Below are 21086 nucleotides of genomic sequence, written 5' to 3' on the forward strand. Positions count from 1 at the left end.
GAAAGAATGGTGGAGCTATGCGGGATCGAACCGCAGACCTCCTGCGTGCAAGGCAGGCGCTCTCCCAGCTGAGCTATAGCCCCAAATATTTTATTTCCTTGGGAGGAAATGGTGGGTCGTGCAGGATTCGAACCTGCGACCAATTGATTAAAAGTCAACTGCTCTACCAACTGAGCTAACGACCCAATGGTATCCCGTAGGGGAGTCGAACCCCTGTTACCGCCGTGAAAGGGCGGTGTCCTAGGCCTCTAGACGAACGGGACACTGGATATTTGTATTTGAAGGTGTTGGGCACCTTCTATTGCTTCTTTACGTTTTAACCTAATCAATCTGTGTGAACACTCATAAATTTCAATCTATCGTTTAAGGAGGTGATCCAGCCCCAGGTTCCCCTAGGGCTACCTTGTTACGACTTCACCCCAGTCATGAACCACAAAGTGGTGAGCGTCCTCCCGAAGGTTAAACTACCCACTTCTTTTGCAGCCCACTCCCATGGTGTGACGGGCGGTGTGTACAAGGCCCGGGAACGTATTCACCGTGACATTCTGATTCACGATTACTAGCGATTCCGACTTCACGGAGTCGAGTTGCAGACTCCGATCCGGACTACGACGCACTTTTTGGGATTCGCTCACTATCGCTAGCTTGCTGCCCTCTGTATGCGCCATTGTAGCACGTGTGTAGCCCTACTCGTAAGGGCCATGATGACTTGACGTCGTCCCCACCTTCCTCCGGTTTATCACCGGCAGTCTCCCTGGAGTTCCCACCATTACGTGCTGGCAAACAAGGATAAGGGTTGCGCTCGTTGCGGGACTTAACCCAACATTTCACAACACGAGCTGACGACAGCCATGCAGCACCTGTCTCAGAGCTCCCGAAGGCACTAAGCTATCTCTAGCGAATTCTCTGGATGTCAAGAGTAGGTAAGGTTCTTCGCGTTGCATCGAATTAAACCACATGCTCCACCGCTTGTGCGGGCCCCCGTCAATTCATTTGAGTTTTAATCTTGCGACCGTACTCCCCAGGCGGTCTACTTAACGCGTTAGCTCCGAAAGCCACGGCTCAAGGCCACAACCTCCAAGTAGACATCGTTTACGGCGTGGACTACCAGGGTATCTAATCCTGTTTGCTCCCCACGCTTTCGCATCTGAGTGTCAGTGTCTGTCCAGGGGGCCGCCTTCGCCACTGGTATTCCTTCAGATCTCTACGCATTTCACCGCTACACCTGAAATTCTACCCCCCTCTACAGCACTCTAGTTCACCAGTTTCAAATGCGGTTCCGAGGTTGAGCCCCGGGCTTTCACATCTGACTTAATGAACCACCTGCATGCGCTTTACGCCCAGTAATTCCGATTAACGCTCGCACCCTCCGTATTACCGCGGCTGCTGGCACGGAGTTAGCCGGTGCTTCTTCTGTCGCTAACGTCAAGATGTGCAGCTATTAACTACACACCCTTCCTCACGACTGAAAGTACTTTACAACCCGAAGGCCTTCTTCATACACGCGGCATGGCTGCATCAGGCTTTCGCCCATTGTGCAATATTCCCCACTGCTGCCTCCCGTAGGAGTCTGGACCGTGTCTCAGTTCCAGTGTGGCTGATCATCCTCTCAGACCAGCTAGAGATCGTCGCCTTGGTGAGCTCTTACCTCACCAACAAGCTAATCTCACCTGGGCTAATCTTAGCGCGAGAGGTCCGAAGATCCCCCTCTTTGGTCCGAAGACATTATGCGGTATTAGCTATCGTTTCCAATAGTTATCCCCCACACTAAGGCATATTCCCAGGCATTACTCACCCGTCCGCCGCTCGTCAGCAAATTAGCAAGCTAATTTCTGTTACCGCTCGACTTGCATGTGTTAGGCCTGCCGCCAGCGTTCAATCTGAGCCATGATCAAACTCTTCAATTAAAGTTTTTTGGTTTGTTTCAGCAGAAACAAAACCGGCTCAATGATTAATACTGATTGTTACATAAAAGTAATTTTGTGTAGTCACTCAGTTCATTGATTATTTTGTTCGTCTTACTTCGAGAAGTAAGAGCAAACTAGTGATTATCAACTCACAAGTGCCCACACAGATTGATTTGGTTAAATTGTTAAAGAGCGTTGTCTTTCAACCACTTAGCGTTTCAGCTTCGTCGTTTCAGGCTGCGTATATTACGCTTTCTGATTTGAAAGTCAAGATAATATTTTCAACTTTTTCATTTATTTATGAAAGACTTAAAAACGTTATGTTGACTTGGCTCACAGTGACAATCTGAGAGCGAAATAAAAGCCCGCTCTATTGAACGGGCACTTATTCAAATTCAAGCCTGGCGATGTCCTACTCTCACATGGGGAAACCCCACACTACCATCGGCGCTATTACGTTTCACTTCTGAGTTCGGCATGGGATCAGGTGGGTCCATAACGCTATGGTCGCCAAGCAAATTCTTTCTATCTACCTCAATAAGAGATAAATAATAATCTGGAAAGCTGTTTCTCTATATAAAGAGCTGTTCTTAATCACATTCAATCTGTTTCTTGTTACTTCAAATCCGTTCAAAACCCCTTGGGTGTTGTATGGTTAAGCCTCACGGGCAATTAGTACAGGTTAGCTCAATGCCTCGCAGCACTTACACACCCTGCCTATCTACGTCGTAGTCTCCAACAACCCTTTAGGATACGTAAAGTATCAGGGATGACTCATCTCAAGGCTCGCTTCACGCTTAGATGCTTTCAGCGTTTATCGATCCCGAACTTAGCTACCGGGCAATGCTACTGGCGTAACAACCCGAACACCAGAGGTTCGTCCACTCCGGTCCTCTCGTACTAGGAGCAGCCCCTTTCAATCATCCAACGCCCACGGCAGATAGGGACCGAACTGTCTCACGACGTTCTAAACCCAGCTCGCGTACCACTTTAAATGGCGAACAGCCATACCCTTGGGACCGACTTCAGCCCCAGGATGTGATGAGCCGACATCGAGGTGCCAAACACCGCCGTCGATATGAACTCTTGGGCGGTATCAGCCTGTTATCCCCGGAGTACCTTTTATCCGTTGAGCGATGGCCCTTCCATTCAGAACCACCGGATCACTATGACCTGCTTTCGCACCTGCTCGAATTGTCATTCTCGCAGTCAAGCGGGCTTATGCCATTGCACTAACCACACGATGTCCAACCGTGTTTAGCCCACCTTCGTGCTCCTCCGTTACTCTTTGGGAGGAGACCGCCCCAGTCAAACTACCCACCAGGCACTGTCCGCAACCCCGATAAGGGGCCAACGTTAGAACATCAAGCATACAAGGGTGGTATTTCAAGATTGCCTCCACCAATACTAGCGTACTGGTTTCAAAGGCTCCCACCTATCCTACACATGTAGGGTCAATGTTCAGTGCCAAGCTGTAGTAAAGGTTCACGGGGTCTTTCCGTCTAGCCGCGGGTACACTGCATCTTCACAGCGATTTCAATTTCACTGAGTCTCGGGTGGAGACAGCGTGGCCATCATTACGCCATTCGTGCAGGTCGGAACTTACCCGACAAGGAATTTCGCTACCTTAGGACCGTTATAGTTACGGCCGCCGTTTACTTGGGCTTCGATCAAGAGCTTCGACCGAAGTCTAACCCCATCAATTAACCTTCAAGCACCGGGCAGGCGTCACACCGTATACGTCATCTTACGATTTAGCACAGTGCTATGTTTTTAATAAACAGTTGCAGCCACCTGGTATCTGCGACTCCCGGCAGCTTAGAGAGCAAGTCTCATCACCGCTAGGAGCGTACCTTCTCCCGAAGTTACGGTACCATTTTGCCTAGTTCCTTCACCCGAGTTCTCTCAAGCGCCTTAGTATTCTCTACTCGACCACCTGTGTCGGTTTGGGGTACGATTTCTTATAATCTGAAGCTTAGAGGCTTTTCCTGGAAGCATGGCATCAATGGCTTCACTACCGTAGTAGCTCGACATCGTGTCTCAGCCTAACAAGAGTCCGGATTTACCTAAACTCTTAGCCTACGCACTTGAACTTGGACGACCGTCGCCAAGCCCACCTAGCCTTCTCCGTCCCCCCATCGCAATTATAAGAAGTACGGGAATATTAACCCGTTTCCCATCGACTACGCTTTTCAGCCTCGCCTTAGGGGTCGACTTACCCTGCCCCGATTAACGTTGGACAGGAACCCTTGGTCTTCCGGCGAGGGGGTTTTTCACCCCCTTTATCGTTACTCATGTCAGCATTCGCACTTCTGATACCTCCAGCATGCCTTACAGCACACCTTCGACGGCTTACAGAACGCTCCCCTACCCAACACAATAAATTGCATTGCCGCAGCTTCGGTGTATAGCTTAGCCCCGTTACATCTTCCGCGCAGGCCGACTCGACCAGTGAGCTATTACGCTTTCTTTAAATGATGGCTGCTTCTAAGCCAACATCCTGGCTGTCTGAGCCTTCCCACATCGTTTCCCACTTAGCTATAACTTTGGGACCTTAGCTGGCGGTCTGGGTTGTTTCCCTCTCCACGACGGACGTTAGCACCCGCCGTGTGTCTCCCGGATAGTACTTACTGGTATTCGGAGTTTGCAAAGGGTTGGTAAGTCGGGATGACCCCCTAGCCTTAACAGTGCTCTACCCCCAGTAGTATTCGTCCGAGGCTCTACCTAAATAGATTTCGGGGAGAACCAGCTATCTCCAAGTTTGATTGGCCTTTCACCCCTAGCCACAAGTCATCCGCTAATTTTTCAACATTAGTCGGTTCGGTCCTCCAGTTGATGTTACTCAACCTTCAACCTGCCCATGGCTAGATCACTTGGTTTCGGGTCTATATCCAGAGACTGAACGCCCAGTTAAGACTCGGTTTCCCTACGGCTCCCCTAAACGGTTAACCTTGCCACTGAATATAAGTCGCTGACCCATTATACAAAAGGTACGCAGTCACATAACAAGTATGCTCCTACTGCTTGTACGTACACGGTTTCAGGTTCTATTTCACTCCCCTCACAGGGGTTCTTTTCGCCTTTCCCTCACGGTACTGGTTCACTATCGGTCAGTCAGTAGTATTTAGCCTTGGAGGATGGTCCCCCCATATTCAGACAGGATATCACGTGTCCCGCCTTACTCGTTTTCACTGATGATGAGATGTCGGTTACAGGGCTATCACCTTGTATCGCGGCACTTTCCAGAGCCTTCACCTGTCTCATTAAAAGCTTAAGGGCTAACCCAATTTCGCTCGCCGCTACTTTCGGGATCTCGGTTGATTTCTCTTCCTCGGGGTACTTAGATGTTTCAGTTCTCCCGGTTTGCCTCGCTGCGCTATGTATTCACGCAGCGATACTAGCTTATGCTAGTGGGTTTCCCCATTCAGAAATCGTAGACTCAAATGGTTTTTACTACCTAATCTACGCTTATCGCAAGTTAATACGTCTTTCATCGCCTCTGACTGCCAAGGCATCCACCGTGTACGCTTAGTCACTTAACCATACAACCCCAAGAGGTTTCGTATGCCATAAACAACCAAGGTTGAACTCGTCATTGCGAGTTCTGGTTTTTCGCCGGATTCAAAATACAAGAACACTTGAATGTGTTTTTAGTTTGTTTATCTAAAAATAAACAAAAGATATTAAGAACTTTTAAATTTTGATCTATCTAACTCGTAAGTCAGTTAAATCAGTCAGCTTTCCAAATTGTTAAAGAGCTTAAAGCAAAAAGCTTTAATCAATAATCGAAATCATTAATTAAAGCTCTGTCACTTCAACTTATTAAAACCTAATCAATCTGTGTGAACACTCATAAATTGCAATCTATCGTTTAAGGAGGTGATCCAGCCCCAGGTTCCCCTAGGGCTACCTTGTTACGACTTCACCCCAGTCATGAACCACAAAGTGGTGAGCGTCCTCCCGAAGGTTAAACTACCCACTTCTTTTGCAGCCCACTCCCATGGTGTGACGGGCGGTGTGTACAAGGCCCGGGAACGTATTCACCGTAGCATTCTGATCTACGATTACTAGCGATTCCGACTTCACGGAGTCGAGTTGCAGACTCCGATCCGGACTACGACGCACTTTTTGGGATTCGCTTACTATCGCTAGTTTGCAGCCCTCTGTATGCGCCATTGTAGCACGTGTGTAGCCCTACTCGTAAGGGCCATGATGACTTGACGTCGTCCCCACCTTCCTCCGGTTTATCACCGGCAGTCTCCCTGGAGTTCCCACCATTACGTGCTGGCAAACAAGGATAAGGGTTGCGCTCGTTGCGGGACTTAACCCAACATTTCACAACACGAGCTGACGACAGCCATGCAGCACCTGTCTCAGAGCTCCCGAAGGCACTAAGCTATCTCTAGCGAATTCTCTGGATGTCAAGAGTAGGTAAGGTTCTTCGCGTTGCATCGAATTAAACCACATGCTCCACCGCTTGTGCGGGCCCCCGTCAATTCATTTGAGTTTTAATCTTGCGACCGTACTCCCCAGGCGGTCTACTTAACGCGTTAGCTCCGAAAGCCACGGCTCAAGGCCACAACCTCCAAGTAGACATCGTTTACGGCGTGGACTACCAGGGTATCTAATCCTGTTTGCTCCCCACGCTTTCGCATCTGAGTGTCAGTGTCTGTCCAGGGGGCCGCCTTCGCCACTGGTATTCCTTCAGATCTCTACGCATTTCACCGCTACACCTGAAATTCTACCCCCCTCTACAGCACTCTAGTTCACCAGTTTCAAATGCGGTTCCGAGGTTGAGCCCCGGGCTTTCACATCTGACTTAATGAACCACCTGCATGCGCTTTACGCCCAGTAATTCCGATTAACGCTCGCACCCTCCGTATTACCGCGGCTGCTGGCACGGAGTTAGCCGGTGCTTCTTCTGTCGCTAACGTCAAGATGTGCAGCTATTAACTACACACCCTTCCTCACGACTGAAAGTACTTTACAACCCGAAGGCCTTCTTCATACACGCGGCATGGCTGCATCAGGCTTTCGCCCATTGTGCAATATTCCCCACTGCTGCCTCCCGTAGGAGTCTGGACCGTGTCTCAGTTCCAGTGTGGCTGATCATCCTCTCAGACCAGCTAGAGATCGTTGCCTTGGTGAGCTCTTACCTCACCAACAAGCTAATCTCACCTGGGCTAATCTTAGCGCGAGAGGTCCGAAGATCCCCCTCTTTGGTCCGAAGACATTATGCGGTATTAGCTATCGTTTCCAATAGTTATCCCCCACACTAAGGCATATTCCCAGGCATTACTCACCCGTCCGCCGCTCGTCAGCAAATTAGCAAGCTAATTTCTGTTACCGCTCGACTTGCATGTGTTAGGCCTGCCGCCAGCGTTCAATCTGAGCCATGATCAAACTCTTCAATTAAAGTTTTTTGGTTGCTCTGTCTTTTCTATAAAGAGAAGCAGAAACAAAACCGACTCAATGATTAATACTGATTGTTACATAAAAGTAATTTTGTGTAGTCACTCAGTTCATTGATTATTTTGTTCGTCTTACTTCGAGAAGTAAGAGCAAACTAGTGATTATCAACTCACAAGTGCCCACACAGATTGATTTGGTTAAATTGTTAAAGAGCTTTTCTTCTACTTTCAAAGCGTTTTCGCTTTTCTGTGAAGAGGACGGTCATTTTATCGATTTAAGCCTCAGTGTCAAGCACTTATTTGAAACTTAATTCTAAACCATCTTACCAACTCCGATTGCTAACCCCTTATGGGATGGGCTCTCCGTGTCAGTGAGGTCGCATTATAGAGAGTTCGATCACATTAGCAAGAGCTTTTTTAAGATAATTTCATATTTATGTTTTTATGGTTAAAGTACGAACAAATCAGTGTTAAATTATCTTAATTAGCTCATTTCATTAACAGTAAGTTATCATATTTAAGGGATATCGTATGAAATCGTCATTACGCAGTTATAAATCTATCTTTCCTACTATTGGTTTACGAGCTTATATCGATCCATCCAGTGTTTTAATAGGTGATATTAATATTGGTGATGATTCTAGTGTTTGGCCTTTAGTTACAGCAAGGGGAGATGTTAATTCTATTATTATTGGACTTCGTACTAACATTCAAGATGGAGCCGTCTTACACGTAACCCATAAAAATCAAGATAACCCTAGAGGTGCACCATTACTTATTGGAGATGATGTGACAATAGGACATAAAGTAATGCTTCATGGTTGTGAAATACAAAATCGTGTACTTGTAGGTATGGGAAGTATTATTTTAGATCATGCCATTATTGAATCTGATATAATGATTGGCGCTGGTAGTTTAGTCCCACCAAACAAAACACTCAAAAGTGGCTACCTTTATATAGGTAGCCCTGTAAAGCAAATTCGTGAATTATCTGTAGAAGAAATTGCCTTTTTAAAAACATCAGCGATGAATTACGTTTCATTCAAAAATGACTATATAAAGGAAGAAGCTAGTTAATGATAATTTCACCAGAAGCATTGAACTCTTCATCTTCAATCAATGCTTCTGCTTGCTCCTCAACATCAAAGCGATACTCTTCAAAAATACGTAACGCATCAGAGTCATTTATTATCTGTTCTCCACTTTCAGATTCTAACCATGAAGTTGTGACGCCACATTGAATTAAGTTTCCCATCTGTTGAGCAGAAAACAAGATGATTTGTGCCTCTTCACTCCATTGTGTTTCATCACTAAAAAGGATCGACTGATTCATTTAACTACCTTCTAAATTTTTTCGTAATTCACGTAATATCTGCTTCCCACTAGGACGAAGACCTCGCCACACAGTAAAACTTTCTGCCGCTTGCCCAACGAGCATTCCTAATCCATCATAAGCTTGGTGTGCGTGGTGTTCTAACGCCCATTGGTTAAATACCGTTTTTCCTTGGCCATACATCATGTCATAACTAATCGTATTTTTAGAAAAAATCGTTGAACTGATATCTGGTAGCTGTCCAGATAAACTTGCTGACGTCGAGTTAATAATTACATCAAATGATTCATCAACCTCATTCATCGGTACTGCATTAATGGTTCCGTAATTTGAAAAGATAGTAGCCAGTGTTTCTGCTTTTTCATAAGTACGATTTACGACAGTAATAAAAGAAGGCTTTTGCTTTAATAAAGGAAGAAGCACACCACGAGCCGCACCGCCAGCACCTATTAATAAGATGCGCTTACCTTGAAGTGGGATTTGGTATTGCAGCAAATCTTGAACGAGTCCTTCGCCATCTGTATTGTCACCCAAAACAATGCCATCATCTAATTTCTTTAATGTATTAACCGCACCCGCTAATTTTGCTCTCTCTGTTAATTGGTTTGCAAATTGAAATGCTTCTTCTTTAAAAGGAACGGTAACATTACAGCCTTTTCCACCGTTAACGAAAAAATCAGTTACTGCATCTAGAAAACCATCCACAGGAGCCTCAATAGCAACATACTCTAAAGATTGAATTGTCTGACGCGCGAATAAGGTATGTATAAAGGGAGATTTACTTTGTGTAATAGGATTACCAAAAACTGCATACTTATCCATAAGTGATTCCTTTCAATAAATAACGTTAATTGAGCCACCTTACCTTAAAGAAATAATAGATGCATTAGCCTTGGCGTAATGTGTTTCCTGTTTTTGCATCACGAATTTCCGTTGGCTGAGTTCGGTTACCGACTTTCCCTTCAAAGATAACAACTCCAGTATCACCTAGTTGCTTCTGAACTTCAGATATAGTACGACAAGGTTCATAACCAGAAAGGTTTGCGCTTGTTGATGTAATTGGCTTGCCAAACGCAGAACAAATAGCTTTAACTTGTTCATGAGCAGTAACTCTAACTGCGATACTGTCAAACTGACCAGTAACTAAAGGTGGAGCATTTTGATTTACAGGTACAATCCACGTCACAGGCCCTGGCCATGTCGACTTTATTTGCTCTATCTGTTTATTTTCTAGTTGAGAGAAATCAACATAAGGAAGTAATTGTTCAATAGAAGCGGCAATTAATATTAACCCCTTCTCTTGAGGGCGTTGCTTAACAGTTAATAGCCTATGGATTGCAAGCTCATTATCAGGATCACAGCCAACACCAAAAACACCTTCAGTCGGGTAGGCGATAACACCACCATTATTTAAGGCTTCTACGACTAGATCTAGATTCTTCACTCTTACACCATTAATTAGACTAAATTAGTCTCTCTATTCTATTGATAAGATGAAATCAAACAACTGCTTTCCATTTTTCAATTGTCAATAATCGTTAATAACTTATTTTTTTCCTTACGCAAACGTTTCCCTTGGCATCAAATACCCATATAATGCTGCCAACTTTTTATATATTGCCAATATCTTTATCCAAGGAGTTCACAATGAAAGTCGGTATTATCATGGGTTCAAAATCAGACTGGCCAACAATGAAACTAGCTGCTGAAATGCTTGATCGTTTTAATGTTCCTTATGAAAAAAAAGTAGTTTCAGCTCATAGAACTCCACAGCTACTTGCTGACTATGCAACCCAAGCAAAAGATCGTGGTATCAAAGTTATTATTGCTGGAGCAGGTGGGGCTGCTCACCTCCCTGGAATGGCCGCTGCATTTACTAGCATTCCCGTTCTTGGTGTTCCTGTTCAATCTAAAGCATTAAAAGGAATGGATTCTCTTCTTTCTATCGTCCAAATGCCAAAAGGCATCGCAGTAGGTACTCTTGCAATTGGTGAAGCAGGAGCTGCCAATGCAGGTATTCTTGCAGCTCAAATCATTGGAACATCAAACGAAGAAGTAATGGCCTCTGTTGAAGCATTCCGTAAAGAGCAAACAGAGACTGTATTAGCAAACCCAGATCCATCAGAGGACTAATCATGAAAGTGCTTGTACTCGGTTCAGGTCAACTCGCTCGTATGATGGCGCTCGCAAGTGCACCATTGAATATTGAAATTATTGCTTATGACGTAAATAACCAAAATGTTGTACATCCATTAACTCAGCAGCTTATTAATTTATCATTAGAACAAGCTATTGATGACGTTACGGTAATTACTGCTGAGTTCGAACATATTCCACATGATATTTTAGATATATGTAGCCAAAGTGGAAAATTTCAGCCAAATCCTGATGCAATAAAAGCAGGAGGAGATCGTCGCTTAGAAAAAGCTCTTTTGGGCAATGCTAAAGTATCTAATGCCAAATACCACATCATCAATACAAAAGAAGATTTCTTAAACGCAATTGATATTGTTGGACTTCCAATGGTATTAAAAAGCGCACTTGATGGCTATGATGGCAAAGGCCAATGGCGCTTAAAAGAACACGACCAAGTAAACCAAGTTTGGAATGAAATGGAAGAACTTATAAAGAGTTCACCAAACCAAGCAATGGTTGCTGAACAATTCATTCCATTTAACCGTGAAGTTTCATTGATTGGTGCTCGTAATAAAAACGGCGAAATGGTGACATATCCTCTGACTGAGAATGTTCACGTTGATGGTGTACTTGCACTATCAACAGCCCTAGAAGGGAACTGTGAATTACAACAACAAGCTGATGAGATGTTTTCAGCTATTGCTGATGAACTCAACTATATTGGTGTACTTGCAATTGAGTTCTTTGATGTAGATGGTCAGTTATTGGTAAATGAAATTGCACCACGAGTTCATAACTCTGGTCATTGGACGCAGCAGGGTACTGATATTTGCCAATTTGAAATGCACATACGAGCCGTATGCAATTTACCTTTAAATGGCACAAAACTGCTTAGATCAACAGCAATGATCAATATTCTAGGCGAAGACACTTTACCTGAAAATATACTCATGATGTCTAACTGTCATGTACATTGGTATGGGAAAGAGAAAAGGGCAGGAAGAAAAATGGGACACATCAACGTATGTGCCTCATCTTCAGAAAACCTACAAAAAGAATTGACTAAACTATCAACAATATTAGACAGTAACGCTTTCTCTGCTCTTGCATAACATTATTGATATAGAGTAACTCTGTCTATTTTTAAGAATAGATACGAGTTACTCTTATTTTTGTATCGTGCTACATTTTTTATCTGCACAAACAAGCTTTACCCCTGTTACCATCTCTTTCTTCAACAACAAAGAAAAGCCACACTCTTGGCAATTACCACTCTGAGGCTCTAAATTAACGATAAAACGACAATTTGGATACCCATCACACGCATAAAATGTTTTACCAAAGCGTGATTTTTTTTCATGTAAAAGCCCTTTATAACAGCTTGGGCAAGCAATATGATCTTTGGGTTCTTCTTTTTTCTGTTCTAGCGACTCAATGTGTGTGCATTCAGGGAAAGAAGAGCAACCAATAAACATCCCATAACGCCCTTGCCTTAGTACTAATTCACTTTCACACTCAGGACAAGGTATACCAAGCTCTTTAACTACATGCCCATCGTTACTTTTTAATGGGTGGATATAATTACATTCAGGGTAATTTTGACACCCCAAAAACGGGCCTCTTTTACCGTAACGAATAGTTAATTCACCACTGCATTCAGGGCAAGATTCATGCTCTAAAGCTTGTTCATGAGCTTTAAATAATTGCTTATCTATTTTTCCAGACATTCAACAAAGCCTTAATGTGTCATGCCTACATCAGCAGTATAAAGTAGCTCTTCCATCTGTGTATAAGCACTCTCTTGACCAGGAACGTTAAATAACACCATTAACACAACCCACTTCAAGTCATCTAAAGATAGCTCATCCGTTTCTAAAGCCATTACTTGCTCGATAACCATTTCTCTGGTTTCACTGGTCAATACTTTAATTTGCTCTAAGAAAAGTAAAAAACCACGACAAGCAGTATCAATACCCTCAATTTCTTGTTGAGTATAAATACGCATTGAGGTTGATGTACTTTTTTCTATATGTGTATAAGAATCATCTTCTTGTAAACGTGCTAAATCTTCCAACCAATCCAGTGCTTTATAGACTGCGTCTTGGTGAAACCCCGCTTTAAGTAACTCATCTTCTAGTTTTTCTTGATCCACACTGAGTTCAACATCACTATGGATATATGTTTCAAATAGATACATAAGAACATCCATCATGGCTAGCCCCTCCGCTTTTTAATGTAACCACCTGGGACTGCAGCGATGAAACCTTGCAACTCTAATTCAAGTAATTGCATCATGATTTCATGTACAGGCATCTGACACCGCTCTGCGATAATATCAACAGGCGTCGCCTCATTGCCTACGGTAGCGAACACTTTAGGAAATGGCAATTGTTCTGTGATAACTTCTTGCTCGAATAATGACGGTTGATGAGATATTGCACACTCAGTTAATGCTCCTATTTCATCAAAAATATCTTCAGGAGAAGAAACTAACTTTGCTCCAGCTTTTATTAATCCATTAGACCCTTTTGCTGTTGGATTTTGTATTGAGCCCGGAAGAGCAAACACTTCACGACCTTGTTCATTCGCATATCTTGCTGTAATTAACGATCCTGAACGTTCCGCAGCTTCAATTACAAGAACACCAGTTGATAACCCACTAATAATACGATTGCGTCTTGGGAAATTATCAGCCCTTGGTGGTGCATCCGGACGAAACTCAGAAACAAGTGCACCGTTATCAATCACTCGGTCAGCCAATAGGCGATGTTTTGCCGGATATATTTTATCTAATCCAGAACCCAGCACGGCTATCGTTTTTCCCTTAGCTTCAATCGCTCCATGATGAGCATAACCATCAACCCCCAGAGCCAAGCCACTAGTAACAACATAATTATGTTGAACAATGGAACGCGCAAATTGCTCAGCACAATCTAATCCTTCTAAACTGGCATTACGACTACCAACGATTGCTACTTGCGGTTCTGATAGCGTAAGAGGGTCTCCTTTAATAAATAAAATTGGAGGAGGCGCACTGATCTCTGAAAGCAACTTTGGGTATATAGGACTACTTAATGGCAAGATAATATGAGTATCATTTTTCTCCTGCCACTCTAAACACTTATTAACCTCTTTATGCTCTGAGCATTGAAGGTATGTTATTTGTGCTGACGACAACCCCAAAGCAAGCAATTGTTCTGTACTGTATTTCAATATATTTTCTGGTGAATCAACCGCCCGTAAGCGAGTCATCACTTTTCCTCCAATTCGAGGGCAAAAACATAAGGTAAGCCAAGCTGATAAGTGTGCTTCTGACGTTGTCACTATGCATCACTCCTTATTTGGAGAGACCGCTATCACCCCTTTGTGTATAGGCATTTCACTTCGAGTTATAAGAGCTAAACTGAACCTCTCATAAGGTCTAATAACTATTAGCTCTCCAATTTGTGTTTGTGGTAATTGGAGGCTATTTTTATTTTTTCCTTTATCAAGATCATAATAATATTCTCCTTTATTTCCTTTAACGATATTTCCTTCTTCTCTTAAGGAAAACATACTGCCTTGCAATAAGCCGTCCTTGCTTCCTCGATCAATAACCGCAACCTGATTTACCGCTAAGTAGTCAGCCCCATCTATTGAACCGAGAATAGACACGCCCATTCCTTTTGGTGCAGGTTGTGGGTAAAAAGTAGTGGTTAGTTCTTTATTAATATCACCAGATGTAATTGGAAGAACTACATCATTAATCGCAATTTCTTGTTGCTGCTTAATGACTTTTAATCCACTCATCTCCTTTGTTGTTTCAGCTAATTCGGCCAAACCGACGAGTCGAAGTGCATAAGAGGTTTCTTTCGTCTCTTTTCTAGAGAATTTATTTACTGCACGGTAAATTCCCCATTCCTTATGTTCTAATTCAGCATCGACATATACTCGCTCATTCCCACTCAAGAATTTTCGTCCATCACTGGTCCCAAGAACTCGATATGCTTCTCTATAATTAGTAGCATCAATCAATCGATCCGATTGTAAATAAGGAACAACCAAACTAGTTGGCAAGGTCGGTACAGGCTCTTTAATTACTGTTCTCATCTTAGGTGAGAGTTTTTTTAATGGTTTAACGCTCAGCACAGGGTTGCCATTCTGCCAACTCAAACTCAATTCATCTCCTGGATAAATTAAATGAGGGTTATCTATCTCTGGGTTAATTTTCCATAATTTTGGCCAAAACCAGGGGTTATCCAAAAATAAAGCGGATATATCCCAAAGCGTATCACCCTTTTTAACGGTGTAATTACTAGGATAATCTTGTTTTAACACCAATTTTTCTTCACTTGAAAATGAAGGTAATGAGAAGATAATGGCACTAAAAAATGAAGTAAAAATGAGTAATTTTTTAAACATGGTCCGCTTTCCTTATCAGACATTTGAACCGATGCTGTCATTTGCTTAATAAAATGTCTAGAATTGGAGCTATTAGGTTTATGCCGTTTACGGCGCAGTTCAATATTTAGAGTAATTATGGCTTTATTAGAAGTATTAACGTTTCCGGACGATCGTCTACGTACCGTAGCAAAACCGGTTGAAGCAGTGACACCTGAAATCCAAAAATTCATCGATGACATGATTGAAACCATGTACGACGAAGAAGGCATTGGCCTTGCTGCTACGCAAGTTGATTTCCACCAGCGTATTGTTGTGATCGATGTTTCTGACACTCGTGACGAACCAATGGTATTAATCAACCCTGTTATCACACAAAAAAGTGGCGATGATGGCATTGAAGAAGGTTGTTTATCTGTTCCTGGCGCAAAAGGAATGGTTCCTCGTTCTGCTGAAGTATCAGTAACGGCTCTTGATCGCGATGGTAAAGAATTTAGCTTTGATGCTGATGACTTATTAGCTATCTGCGTTCAGCACGAATTAGATCACCTTGATGGCAAACTTTTTGTTGATTACTTATCGCCGTTAAAGCGTAAACGTATCAAAGAAAAGTTAGAGAAGATCAAAAAATTCAACGCTAAAAACTAGCCATAACAATCCAAATAATTACTACGCTACTTATTTGGATTGATATTAGAGATACCGAGGTCAACTTGAATAAACCATTACGCATTATTTTTGCGGGCACGCCCGATTTTGCCGCTCGCCATTTATCAGCACTTATCGACTCTCACCATGAAGTGATAGGCGTATATACTCAACCGGATCGTCCTGCGGGCCGTGGTAAAAAGCTGACGGCAAGCCCAGTAAAAGAGCTGGCTCTTGAACACAACATTCCCGTGTTCCAACCAGAAAACTTTAAAACTGACGAAGCAAAGCAAGAACTTGCCGATCAAAATGCAGATTTAATGGTTGTGGTTGCCTATGGGCTGCTATTACCACAAGCGGTACTTGATACACCTAAATTAGGTTGTATTAACGTTCATGGTTCAATTTTACCTCGCTGGCGTGGCGCTGCTCCAATTCAACGCTCAATCTGGGCTGGCGATGCCGAAACTGGCGTAACCATTATGCAAATGGATATCGGTTTAGATACTGGTGACATGCTAAGTATTGCAACGCTGCCAATTGAAGCAACAGATACCAGCGCATCAATGTACAACAAATTAGCTGAACTTGGCCCAGTTGCTTTAGTTGATTGTTTATCTACGATTGCGAATGGCACTGCGGTTGCACAAAAGCAAAACGATGAACTGGCTAATTACGCGAAGAAACTGAGCAAAGAAGAAGCTAAAATTGATTGGACTATGGATGCAGATGCTATTGAACGTTGTGTTCGAGCTTTTAATCCTTGGCCGATGAGCCATTTCTCTGTTGAAGATAAAGCGATTAAAGTATGGCAATCTCGTGTAGAAACCTACACAGGGAACGCAACGCCAGGCACTATTATTCAAGCAGATAAAACAGGGATCTATGTGGCAACTGGTTCAAACGCGATTGTATTTGAACAACTGCAAGTTCCTGGAAAAAAAGCGATGGGCGTTAAAGATATCTTGAATTCTCGTAAAGAATGGTTCGAAGTGGGTAATACACTTAACTAATTCTTCAAAACATAAAAAGGTGGCATAATTGCTACCGTTATTTTTTAAATGGCAAATATCATATTTGCCATTTTATTTTTGCCAATCATATTTTAGGTGATGACATGAACGTTCGTGCTGCGGCAGCAAAAGTTATTTATCAAGTTGTCGATCAGGGTCATTCTCTCTCTTCTGCACTTCCAAAAGCTCAAGCCGAGATAAAACCTCGTGATCAGGCTTTACTGCAAGAGATTTGTTATGGCGTATTGCGCTTTCTTCCTCGTTTGGAATCGGTTGCTCAATCTCTTATGGATAAACCGCTAAAAGGGAAGCAACGTGTTTTTCACCACCTGATATTAGTCGGTATTTACCAATTAAGCTTCATGCGTATCCCTGCTCATGCCGCGGTTGGCGAAACCGTTGAAGGCACGAAAAACCTAAAGGGCCCAAAACTGCGTGGCTTAATTAATGGCGTTCTTCGTAGCTATCAACGTAACCAAGAAGAATTGGATGCCAAATCTATCAGTCACGACTCTGGTAAATATGGTCACCCTGGTTGGTTACTAAAAATGCTAAAAGAAGCGTATCCAGACCAATGGAAATCGATTGTTGAAGCCAACAACAACAAGGCACCAATGTGGTTACGCGTAAACAGTCAGCACCATACTCGCGATGAATACATCGCTCTACTTGAAAAAGAAGAGATCGAAGTAACCCCACACAGCCAAGCAACCGACGCATTATTATTAGATAAAGCGCGTGATGTATTTACCTTGCCTGGTTTTGAGCAAGGTTGGGTATCGGTACAAGATGCAGCAGCTCAACTTTCAGCTGAGTATTTACAACCACAAGGTGGTGAACTCATTCTTGATTGCTGTGCTGCTCCTGGTGGCAAAACTGCACATATTTTAGAGCGAACAAAAGACACAAACGTTGTTGCTATCGATTGTGATGAAACACGCTTAACTCGCGTGTACGAAAACTTAGAACGCCTTAACTTAACAGCAAAAGTTATTTGTGGTGATGCTCGTTATCCTGAACAATGGTGGAAAGGCGAACAGTTTGACCGCATTTTATTAGATGCACCTTGTTCTGCTACTGGTGTTATTCGTCGTCATCCAGACATCAAATGGTTGCGTCGTTCAGAAGATATTAAAGCGCTTGCTGAACTGCAAAGTGAAATCTTTGATGCAATGTGGCTACAGTTAAAATCTGGCGGCACCATGGTGTATGCGACGTGTTCAATCACACCGCAAGAAAACTGCGATCAAGTAAAAGCCTTTTTAGAGCGCACAGAAAATGCCTCTTTGGTTGATAATACTGATCCAGCAAAACCTGGGCGTCAAATTCTTCCTGGTGAAGAAAATATGGACGGCTTCTATTACGCTGTTCTACAAAAAGCATAATCTATATACGAGCGAGCAAGCGGTATGAAAATCATAATCTTAGGTGCAGGGCAGGTTGGCGGCACACTAGCTGAAAACTTGGTTGGCGAAAACAACGACATTACGGTTGTTGATAAGAGTTCAGAGCGACTGCGTGAGTTACAAGATAAATACGACTTACGCGTAGTTCAAGGATTTGCCAGTCACCCAGATACCTTAAGAGAGGCTGGTGCACAAGATGCTGATATGTTGGTTGCCGTAACCAACTCTGACGAAACCAATATGATTGCTTGTCAGATAGCCTTTACTATTTTCAATACTCCTAACCGTATTGCTCGTATTCGCTCACCTGAATACCTAAAAGAAAAAGAGCGTTTATTTCAATCAGATGCTATTCCTGTTGATCATCTCATCGCACCAGAAGAGTTAGTTACGGGCTATATCGAGCGTCTAATTGAATACCCTGGCGCACTCCAAGTGGCGAGTTTTGCTGAGAAAAAAGTTAGCTTGGTAGCAGTAAAAGCCTACTATGGCGGCCCACTTGTCGGAAACGCACTATCTGCACTTCGTGATCATATGCCTCATATTGATACTCGTGTTGCGGCAATTTTCCGTCAAGGTCGTCCTATTCGACCTCAAGGAACAACTGTTATTGAAGCCGATGATGAGGTTTTCTTTGTTGCAGCAAGTAATCACATTCGTTCAGTAATGAGTGAACTGCAACGTTTAGAGCGTCCATACAAACGAATTATGATTGTTGGTGGCGGTAATATCGGTGCAGGTCTTGCGAGACGTTTAGAGCAAAACTACAGCGTTAAGCTCATTGAACGTAACATGAAACGCGCAGAGCAATTATCAGAGTTGCTTGAAGAAAGTATTGTCTTCTGTGGCGATGCAGCCGATCAAGAGTTACTTAGTGAAGAGCATATCGACCAAGTTGATGTCTTCATTGCGGTAACCAACGAAGATGAAGCCAACATCATGTCAGCCATGCTTGCGAAACGCATGGGGGCCAAAAAGGTAATGGTACTGATCCAACGTGGTGCTTATGTCGATTTAGTTCAAGGAGGCGTGATTGATGTTGCTATTTCTCCGCAACAAGCAACGATCTCAGCACTATTAACTCATGTTCGCCGTGCTGATATTGTAAATGTCTCTTCTCTTCGTCGTGGCGCAGCTGAAGCGATTGAGGCAATTGCTCATGGTGATGAAACGACCTCTAAAGTGGTTGGTAAAGAAGTACAACACATCAAACTTCCACCAGGTACAACCATTGGTGCGATTGTTCGTGGCGAAGAAGTCCTCATCGCACACGATAAGACTGTGATCGAACAGGATGATCACGTTGTTATGTTCCTAGTGGATAAAAAATACGTTCAGGATGTTGAGCGTTTATTCCAACCGAGTCCGTTCTTCTTGTAATTATGGTTAACTACAAACCGATCTTATTTGTTATAGGGCTTGTGCTGTCTAAGCTAGCCCTATTCATGTATATCCCAACCCTTGTTGCCTTATTTACTGGTACAGGTGGTTTTATCGAATTTGCACAAGCGGTTGCTATTACACACATAGTGGCATTTGCTTGTTTAACTTTGGGTCGCAGTAAGCAGTTTAAAATGAACGTGCGGGATATGTTTCTTATCACTACACTCGTATGGACAATAGCTAGCGCCTTTGCAGCTCTGCCTTTTGTATTTATCAACCACATTAGCTTTACTGACGCTTACTTTGAAACCATGTCAGGGATAACAACGACAGGTTCAACGGTTCTCAGTGGCTTAGATGATATGGCACCAAGTATTCTACTGTGGCGCTCGACTCTGCAATGGCTTGGTGGTGTCGGCTTTATCGTAATGGCAGTAGCTATCTTGCCGATGTTAAATGTAGGTGGCATGCGATTGTTCCAAACAGAATCCTCTGATTGGTCAGAAAAAAGCGCACCAAGAACCAAATATGTAGCCAAATACATAGTCAGTGTCTATTTAAGCTTAACGCTCTTATGTTTTTTAAGTTACTTGGTTACAGGGATGACACCGTTTGAGGCAATAAACCACGCTTTTACCACGTTATCCACGGGTGGTTACTCTACATCAGACAGCTCTATGAATCGATTTTCCAATAGTACTCATTGGGTTGCTTCTTTCTTTATGTTTGCTGGCGGTTTGCCTTTCTTACTGTTTATTCAGGTGCTTAAAAAGCGGGATCCTAAGGTTCTATTTAAAGATGCTCAAGTCGTTGGTTACCTTAAGTTGGTCTTAATCACCAGCTTATTAATTGCAGCTTGGCTCGTTGTTCATAATGATTATAAAATCATGGATGCCTTACGTGTTTCTGTATTCAATATCATATCTGTTGTTACAACCACAGGATTTGGTTTGGATGATTTCACTGCTTGGGGTGCCTTTCCTGCAATTATTTTTGCCTTTGTAATGTTAACTGGTGCATGTTCAGGCTCCACTGCTGGTGGTATTAAAATATTCCGCTTTCAAATCGCCTCCACCATGCTCAATAAACAAATGATGAAATTAATACACCCGTCAGGAATATTTGTTCAACGCTATAATGGACGTCCTGTAACTGATGATATTGCCCGCTCAGTGGTTGCCTTAGTATTTACTTTTATTCTTACCATCATCGTTATCTCAGCCCTATTAGGTAGTTTAGGTCTTGATCCTGTTACAAGTATAACCAGTGCAGTCACAGCAGTGGCTAACGTAGGACCGGGAATGGGGCACATTGTGGGCCCAACAGGAAACTTTGCCACATTGCCTGATACGGCAAAGTGGATATTAAGTATTGGTATGTTAATGGGACGCTTAGAAATACTGACGGTATTAGTTCTTTTCTTCCCCGCGTTTTGGAAGGGTTAATACCTATTACCGTAATATAAAAAA

At 43.1% G+C, this 21086-nt stretch carries 15 protein-coding genes, 3 tRNA genes and 4 rRNA genes; 8 read left to right on the forward strand and 14 right to left on the reverse strand.

Annotated elements, in window-relative coordinates; all coding sequences use genetic code 11:
* Positions 1–7: 7 nt before the first annotated feature.
* From AC2IP4_RS13945 to AC2IP4_RS13975, 7 genes are all read right to left on the reverse strand, one after another.
* Positions 8–83: transfer RNA gene (locus AC2IP4_RS13945), tRNA-Ala, on the reverse strand.
* Positions 84–109: 26 nt separating this feature from the next.
* Positions 110–185: transfer RNA gene (locus tag AC2IP4_RS13950), tRNA-Lys, on the reverse strand.
* A 2-nt stretch (positions 186–187) separates the two neighbouring features.
* Positions 188–263: transfer RNA gene (locus AC2IP4_RS13955), tRNA-Glu, on the reverse strand.
* A 101-nt stretch (positions 264–364) separates the two neighbouring features.
* A 16S ribosomal RNA gene (locus AC2IP4_RS13960) occupies positions 365–1907 on the reverse strand.
* 399 nt (positions 1908–2306) lie between these two features.
* Positions 2307–2422: ribosomal RNA gene (rrf, locus tag AC2IP4_RS13965) — 5S ribosomal RNA — on the reverse strand.
* A gap of 136 nt (positions 2423–2558) precedes the next feature.
* Positions 2559–5449: ribosomal RNA gene (locus tag AC2IP4_RS13970) — 23S ribosomal RNA — on the reverse strand.
* A gap of 330 nt (positions 5450–5779) precedes the next feature.
* A 16S ribosomal RNA gene (locus tag AC2IP4_RS13975) occupies positions 5780–7322 on the reverse strand.
* Together the 16S, 23S and 5S rRNA genes with 3 tRNA genes alongside form the textbook arrangement of a ribosomal RNA operon.
* Before the next feature lie 527 nt (positions 7323–7849).
* Here AC2IP4_RS13975 and AC2IP4_RS13980 point away from each other — a divergent pair.
* Entirely contained in the window at positions 7850–8395 is a 546-nt protein-coding gene (locus AC2IP4_RS13980; protein WP_375321433.1) for a gamma carbonic anhydrase family protein, read from the forward strand.
* Here the strand turns inward: AC2IP4_RS13980 and AC2IP4_RS13985 are convergent.
* The 3 genes from AC2IP4_RS13985 to tsaC all read right to left on the reverse strand — a co-directional run bounded on the left by AC2IP4_RS13985 (position 8388) and on the right by tsaC (position 10095).
* The gene (locus tag AC2IP4_RS13985) at positions 8388–8651 is read right to left on the reverse strand and encodes a DUF1488 family protein (protein WP_375321434.1); all 264 of its coding nucleotides are present in this window, start codon (positions 8649–8651) and stop codon (positions 8388–8390) included. The genes AC2IP4_RS13980 and AC2IP4_RS13985 overlap by 8 nt on opposite strands.
* Complete coding sequence (aroE, locus tag AC2IP4_RS13990; protein ID WP_375321435.1) at positions 8652–9473, reverse strand: shikimate dehydrogenase; 822 nt, start codon at positions 9471–9473, stop codon at positions 8652–8654. It lies immediately after the preceding gene.
* Between the two features lie 64 nt (positions 9474–9537).
* The gene (tsaC, locus tag AC2IP4_RS13995) at positions 9538–10095 is read right to left on the reverse strand and encodes an L-threonylcarbamoyladenylate synthase type 1 TsaC (protein WP_375321436.1); all 558 of its coding nucleotides are present in this window, start codon (positions 10093–10095) and stop codon (positions 9538–9540) included.
* Positions 10096–10298: 203 nt separating this feature from the next.
* Between tsaC and purE the strand changes: the two genes are divergently transcribed.
* Entirely contained in the window at positions 10299–10784 is a 486-nt protein-coding gene (gene purE, locus AC2IP4_RS14000; protein WP_375321437.1) for a 5-(carboxyamino)imidazole ribonucleotide mutase, read from the forward strand.
* Positions 10785–10786: 2 nt separating this feature from the next.
* Positions 10787–11899, forward strand: coding sequence for a 5-(carboxyamino)imidazole ribonucleotide synthase (locus AC2IP4_RS14005; protein WP_486310427.1), 1113 nt, complete (start codon positions 10787–10789; stop codon positions 11897–11899).
* A gap of 54 nt (positions 11900–11953) precedes the next feature.
* Here AC2IP4_RS14005 and AC2IP4_RS14010 read toward each other — a convergent pair whose 3' ends face one another.
* The 4 genes from AC2IP4_RS14010 to AC2IP4_RS14025 are packed head-to-tail and all read right to left on the reverse strand — an operon-like array spanning position 11954 to position 15188.
* Positions 11954–12514 (reverse strand): DNA topoisomerase family protein, encoded by a 561-nt coding sequence (locus AC2IP4_RS14010; RefSeq protein ID WP_375321439.1) that lies wholly within the window; start codon positions 12512–12514, stop codon positions 11954–11956.
* Between the two features lie 11 nt (positions 12515–12525).
* Positions 12526–12999, reverse strand: coding sequence for a DUF494 family protein (locus AC2IP4_RS14015; RefSeq protein WP_105056604.1), 474 nt, complete (start codon positions 12997–12999; stop codon positions 12526–12528).
* A 2-nt stretch (positions 13000–13001) separates the two neighbouring features.
* Complete coding sequence (gene dprA / locus AC2IP4_RS14020) at positions 13002–14111, reverse strand: DNA-processing protein DprA (RefSeq protein ID WP_486310428.1); 1110 nt, start codon at positions 14109–14111, stop codon at positions 13002–13004.
* A gap of 6 nt (positions 14112–14117) precedes the next feature.
* Positions 14118–15188 carry a LysM peptidoglycan-binding domain-containing protein gene (locus AC2IP4_RS14025; RefSeq protein ID WP_375321441.1) on the reverse strand — a complete coding sequence of 357 codons (1071 nt, stop codon included), beginning with the start codon at positions 15186–15188 and terminating at the stop codon, positions 14118–14120.
* A gap of 117 nt (positions 15189–15305) precedes the next feature.
* Here AC2IP4_RS14025 and def point away from each other — a divergent pair, with 117 nt between their 5' ends.
* The 5 genes from def (at position 15306) to AC2IP4_RS14050 (ending at position 21062) form a co-directional block, all read left to right on the forward strand.
* Positions 15306–15815, forward strand: coding sequence for a peptide deformylase (def, locus tag AC2IP4_RS14030; protein WP_122033472.1), 510 nt, complete (start codon positions 15306–15308; stop codon positions 15813–15815).
* Between the two features lie 65 nt (positions 15816–15880).
* Positions 15881–16828 (forward strand): methionyl-tRNA formyltransferase, encoded by a 948-nt coding sequence (gene fmt / locus AC2IP4_RS14035; RefSeq protein ID WP_375321442.1) that lies wholly within the window; start codon positions 15881–15883, stop codon positions 16826–16828.
* A 104-nt stretch (positions 16829–16932) separates the two neighbouring features.
* Positions 16933–18213 (forward strand): 16S rRNA (cytosine(967)-C(5))-methyltransferase RsmB, encoded by a 1281-nt coding sequence (gene rsmB / locus AC2IP4_RS14040; protein WP_486310429.1) that lies wholly within the window; start codon positions 16933–16935, stop codon positions 18211–18213.
* 24 nt (positions 18214–18237) lie between these two features.
* Positions 18238–19614, forward strand: a complete 1377-nt coding sequence (gene trkA, locus AC2IP4_RS14045; protein WP_060993495.1) for a Trk system potassium transporter TrkA — start codon at positions 18238–18240, stop codon at positions 19612–19614.
* A gap of 2 nt (positions 19615–19616) precedes the next feature.
* Positions 19617–21062 carry a TrkH family potassium uptake protein gene (locus AC2IP4_RS14050; RefSeq protein WP_375321444.1) on the forward strand — a complete coding sequence of 482 codons (1446 nt, stop codon included), beginning with the start codon at positions 19617–19619 and terminating at the stop codon, positions 21060–21062.
* The last annotated feature ends 24 nt before the right edge of the window (positions 21063–21086 follow it).

It is taken from the genome of Aliivibrio thorii (assembly GCF_057368585.1).

What these genes read in the sequence shown, in the direction of transcription:
- AC2IP4_RS13980 (WP_375321433.1), top strand. Translation starts at nt 7,850, where the DNA reads ATGAAATCGTCATTACGCAGTTATAAATCTATCTTTCCTACTATTGGT.
- AC2IP4_RS13985 (WP_375321434.1), bottom strand. Translation starts at nt 8,651, where the DNA reads ATGAATCAGTCGATCCTTTTTAGTGATGAAACACAATGGAGTGAAGAG.
- aroE (WP_375321435.1), bottom strand. Translation starts at nt 9,473, where the DNA reads ATGGATAAGTATGCAGTTTTTGGTAATCCTATTACACAAAGTAAATCT.
- purE (WP_375321437.1), top strand. Translation starts at nt 10,299, where the DNA reads ATGAAAGTCGGTATTATCATGGGTTCAAAATCAGACTGGCCAACAATG.
- AC2IP4_RS14005 (WP_486310427.1), top strand. Translation starts at nt 10,787, where the DNA reads ATGAAAGTGCTTGTACTCGGTTCAGGTCAACTCGCTCGTATGATGGCG.
- AC2IP4_RS14010 (WP_375321439.1), bottom strand. Translation starts at nt 12,514, where the DNA reads ATGTCTGGAAAAATAGATAAGCAATTATTTAAAGCTCATGAACAAGCT.
- AC2IP4_RS14015 (WP_105056604.1), bottom strand. Translation starts at nt 12,999, where the DNA reads ATGATGGATGTTCTTATGTATCTATTTGAAACATATATCCATAGTGAT.
- AC2IP4_RS14025 (WP_375321441.1), bottom strand. Translation starts at nt 15,188, where the DNA reads ATGTTTAAAAAATTACTCATTTTTACTTCATTTTTTAGTGCCATTATC.
- def (WP_122033472.1), top strand. Translation starts at nt 15,306, where the DNA reads ATGGCTTTATTAGAAGTATTAACGTTTCCGGACGATCGTCTACGTACC.
- rsmB (WP_486310429.1), top strand. Translation starts at nt 16,933, where the DNA reads ATGAACGTTCGTGCTGCGGCAGCAAAAGTTATTTATCAAGTTGTCGAT.
- trkA (WP_060993495.1), top strand. Translation starts at nt 18,238, where the DNA reads ATGAAAATCATAATCTTAGGTGCAGGGCAGGTTGGCGGCACACTAGCT.
- AC2IP4_RS14050 (WP_375321444.1), top strand. Translation starts at nt 19,617, where the DNA reads ATGGTTAACTACAAACCGATCTTATTTGTTATAGGGCTTGTGCTGTCT.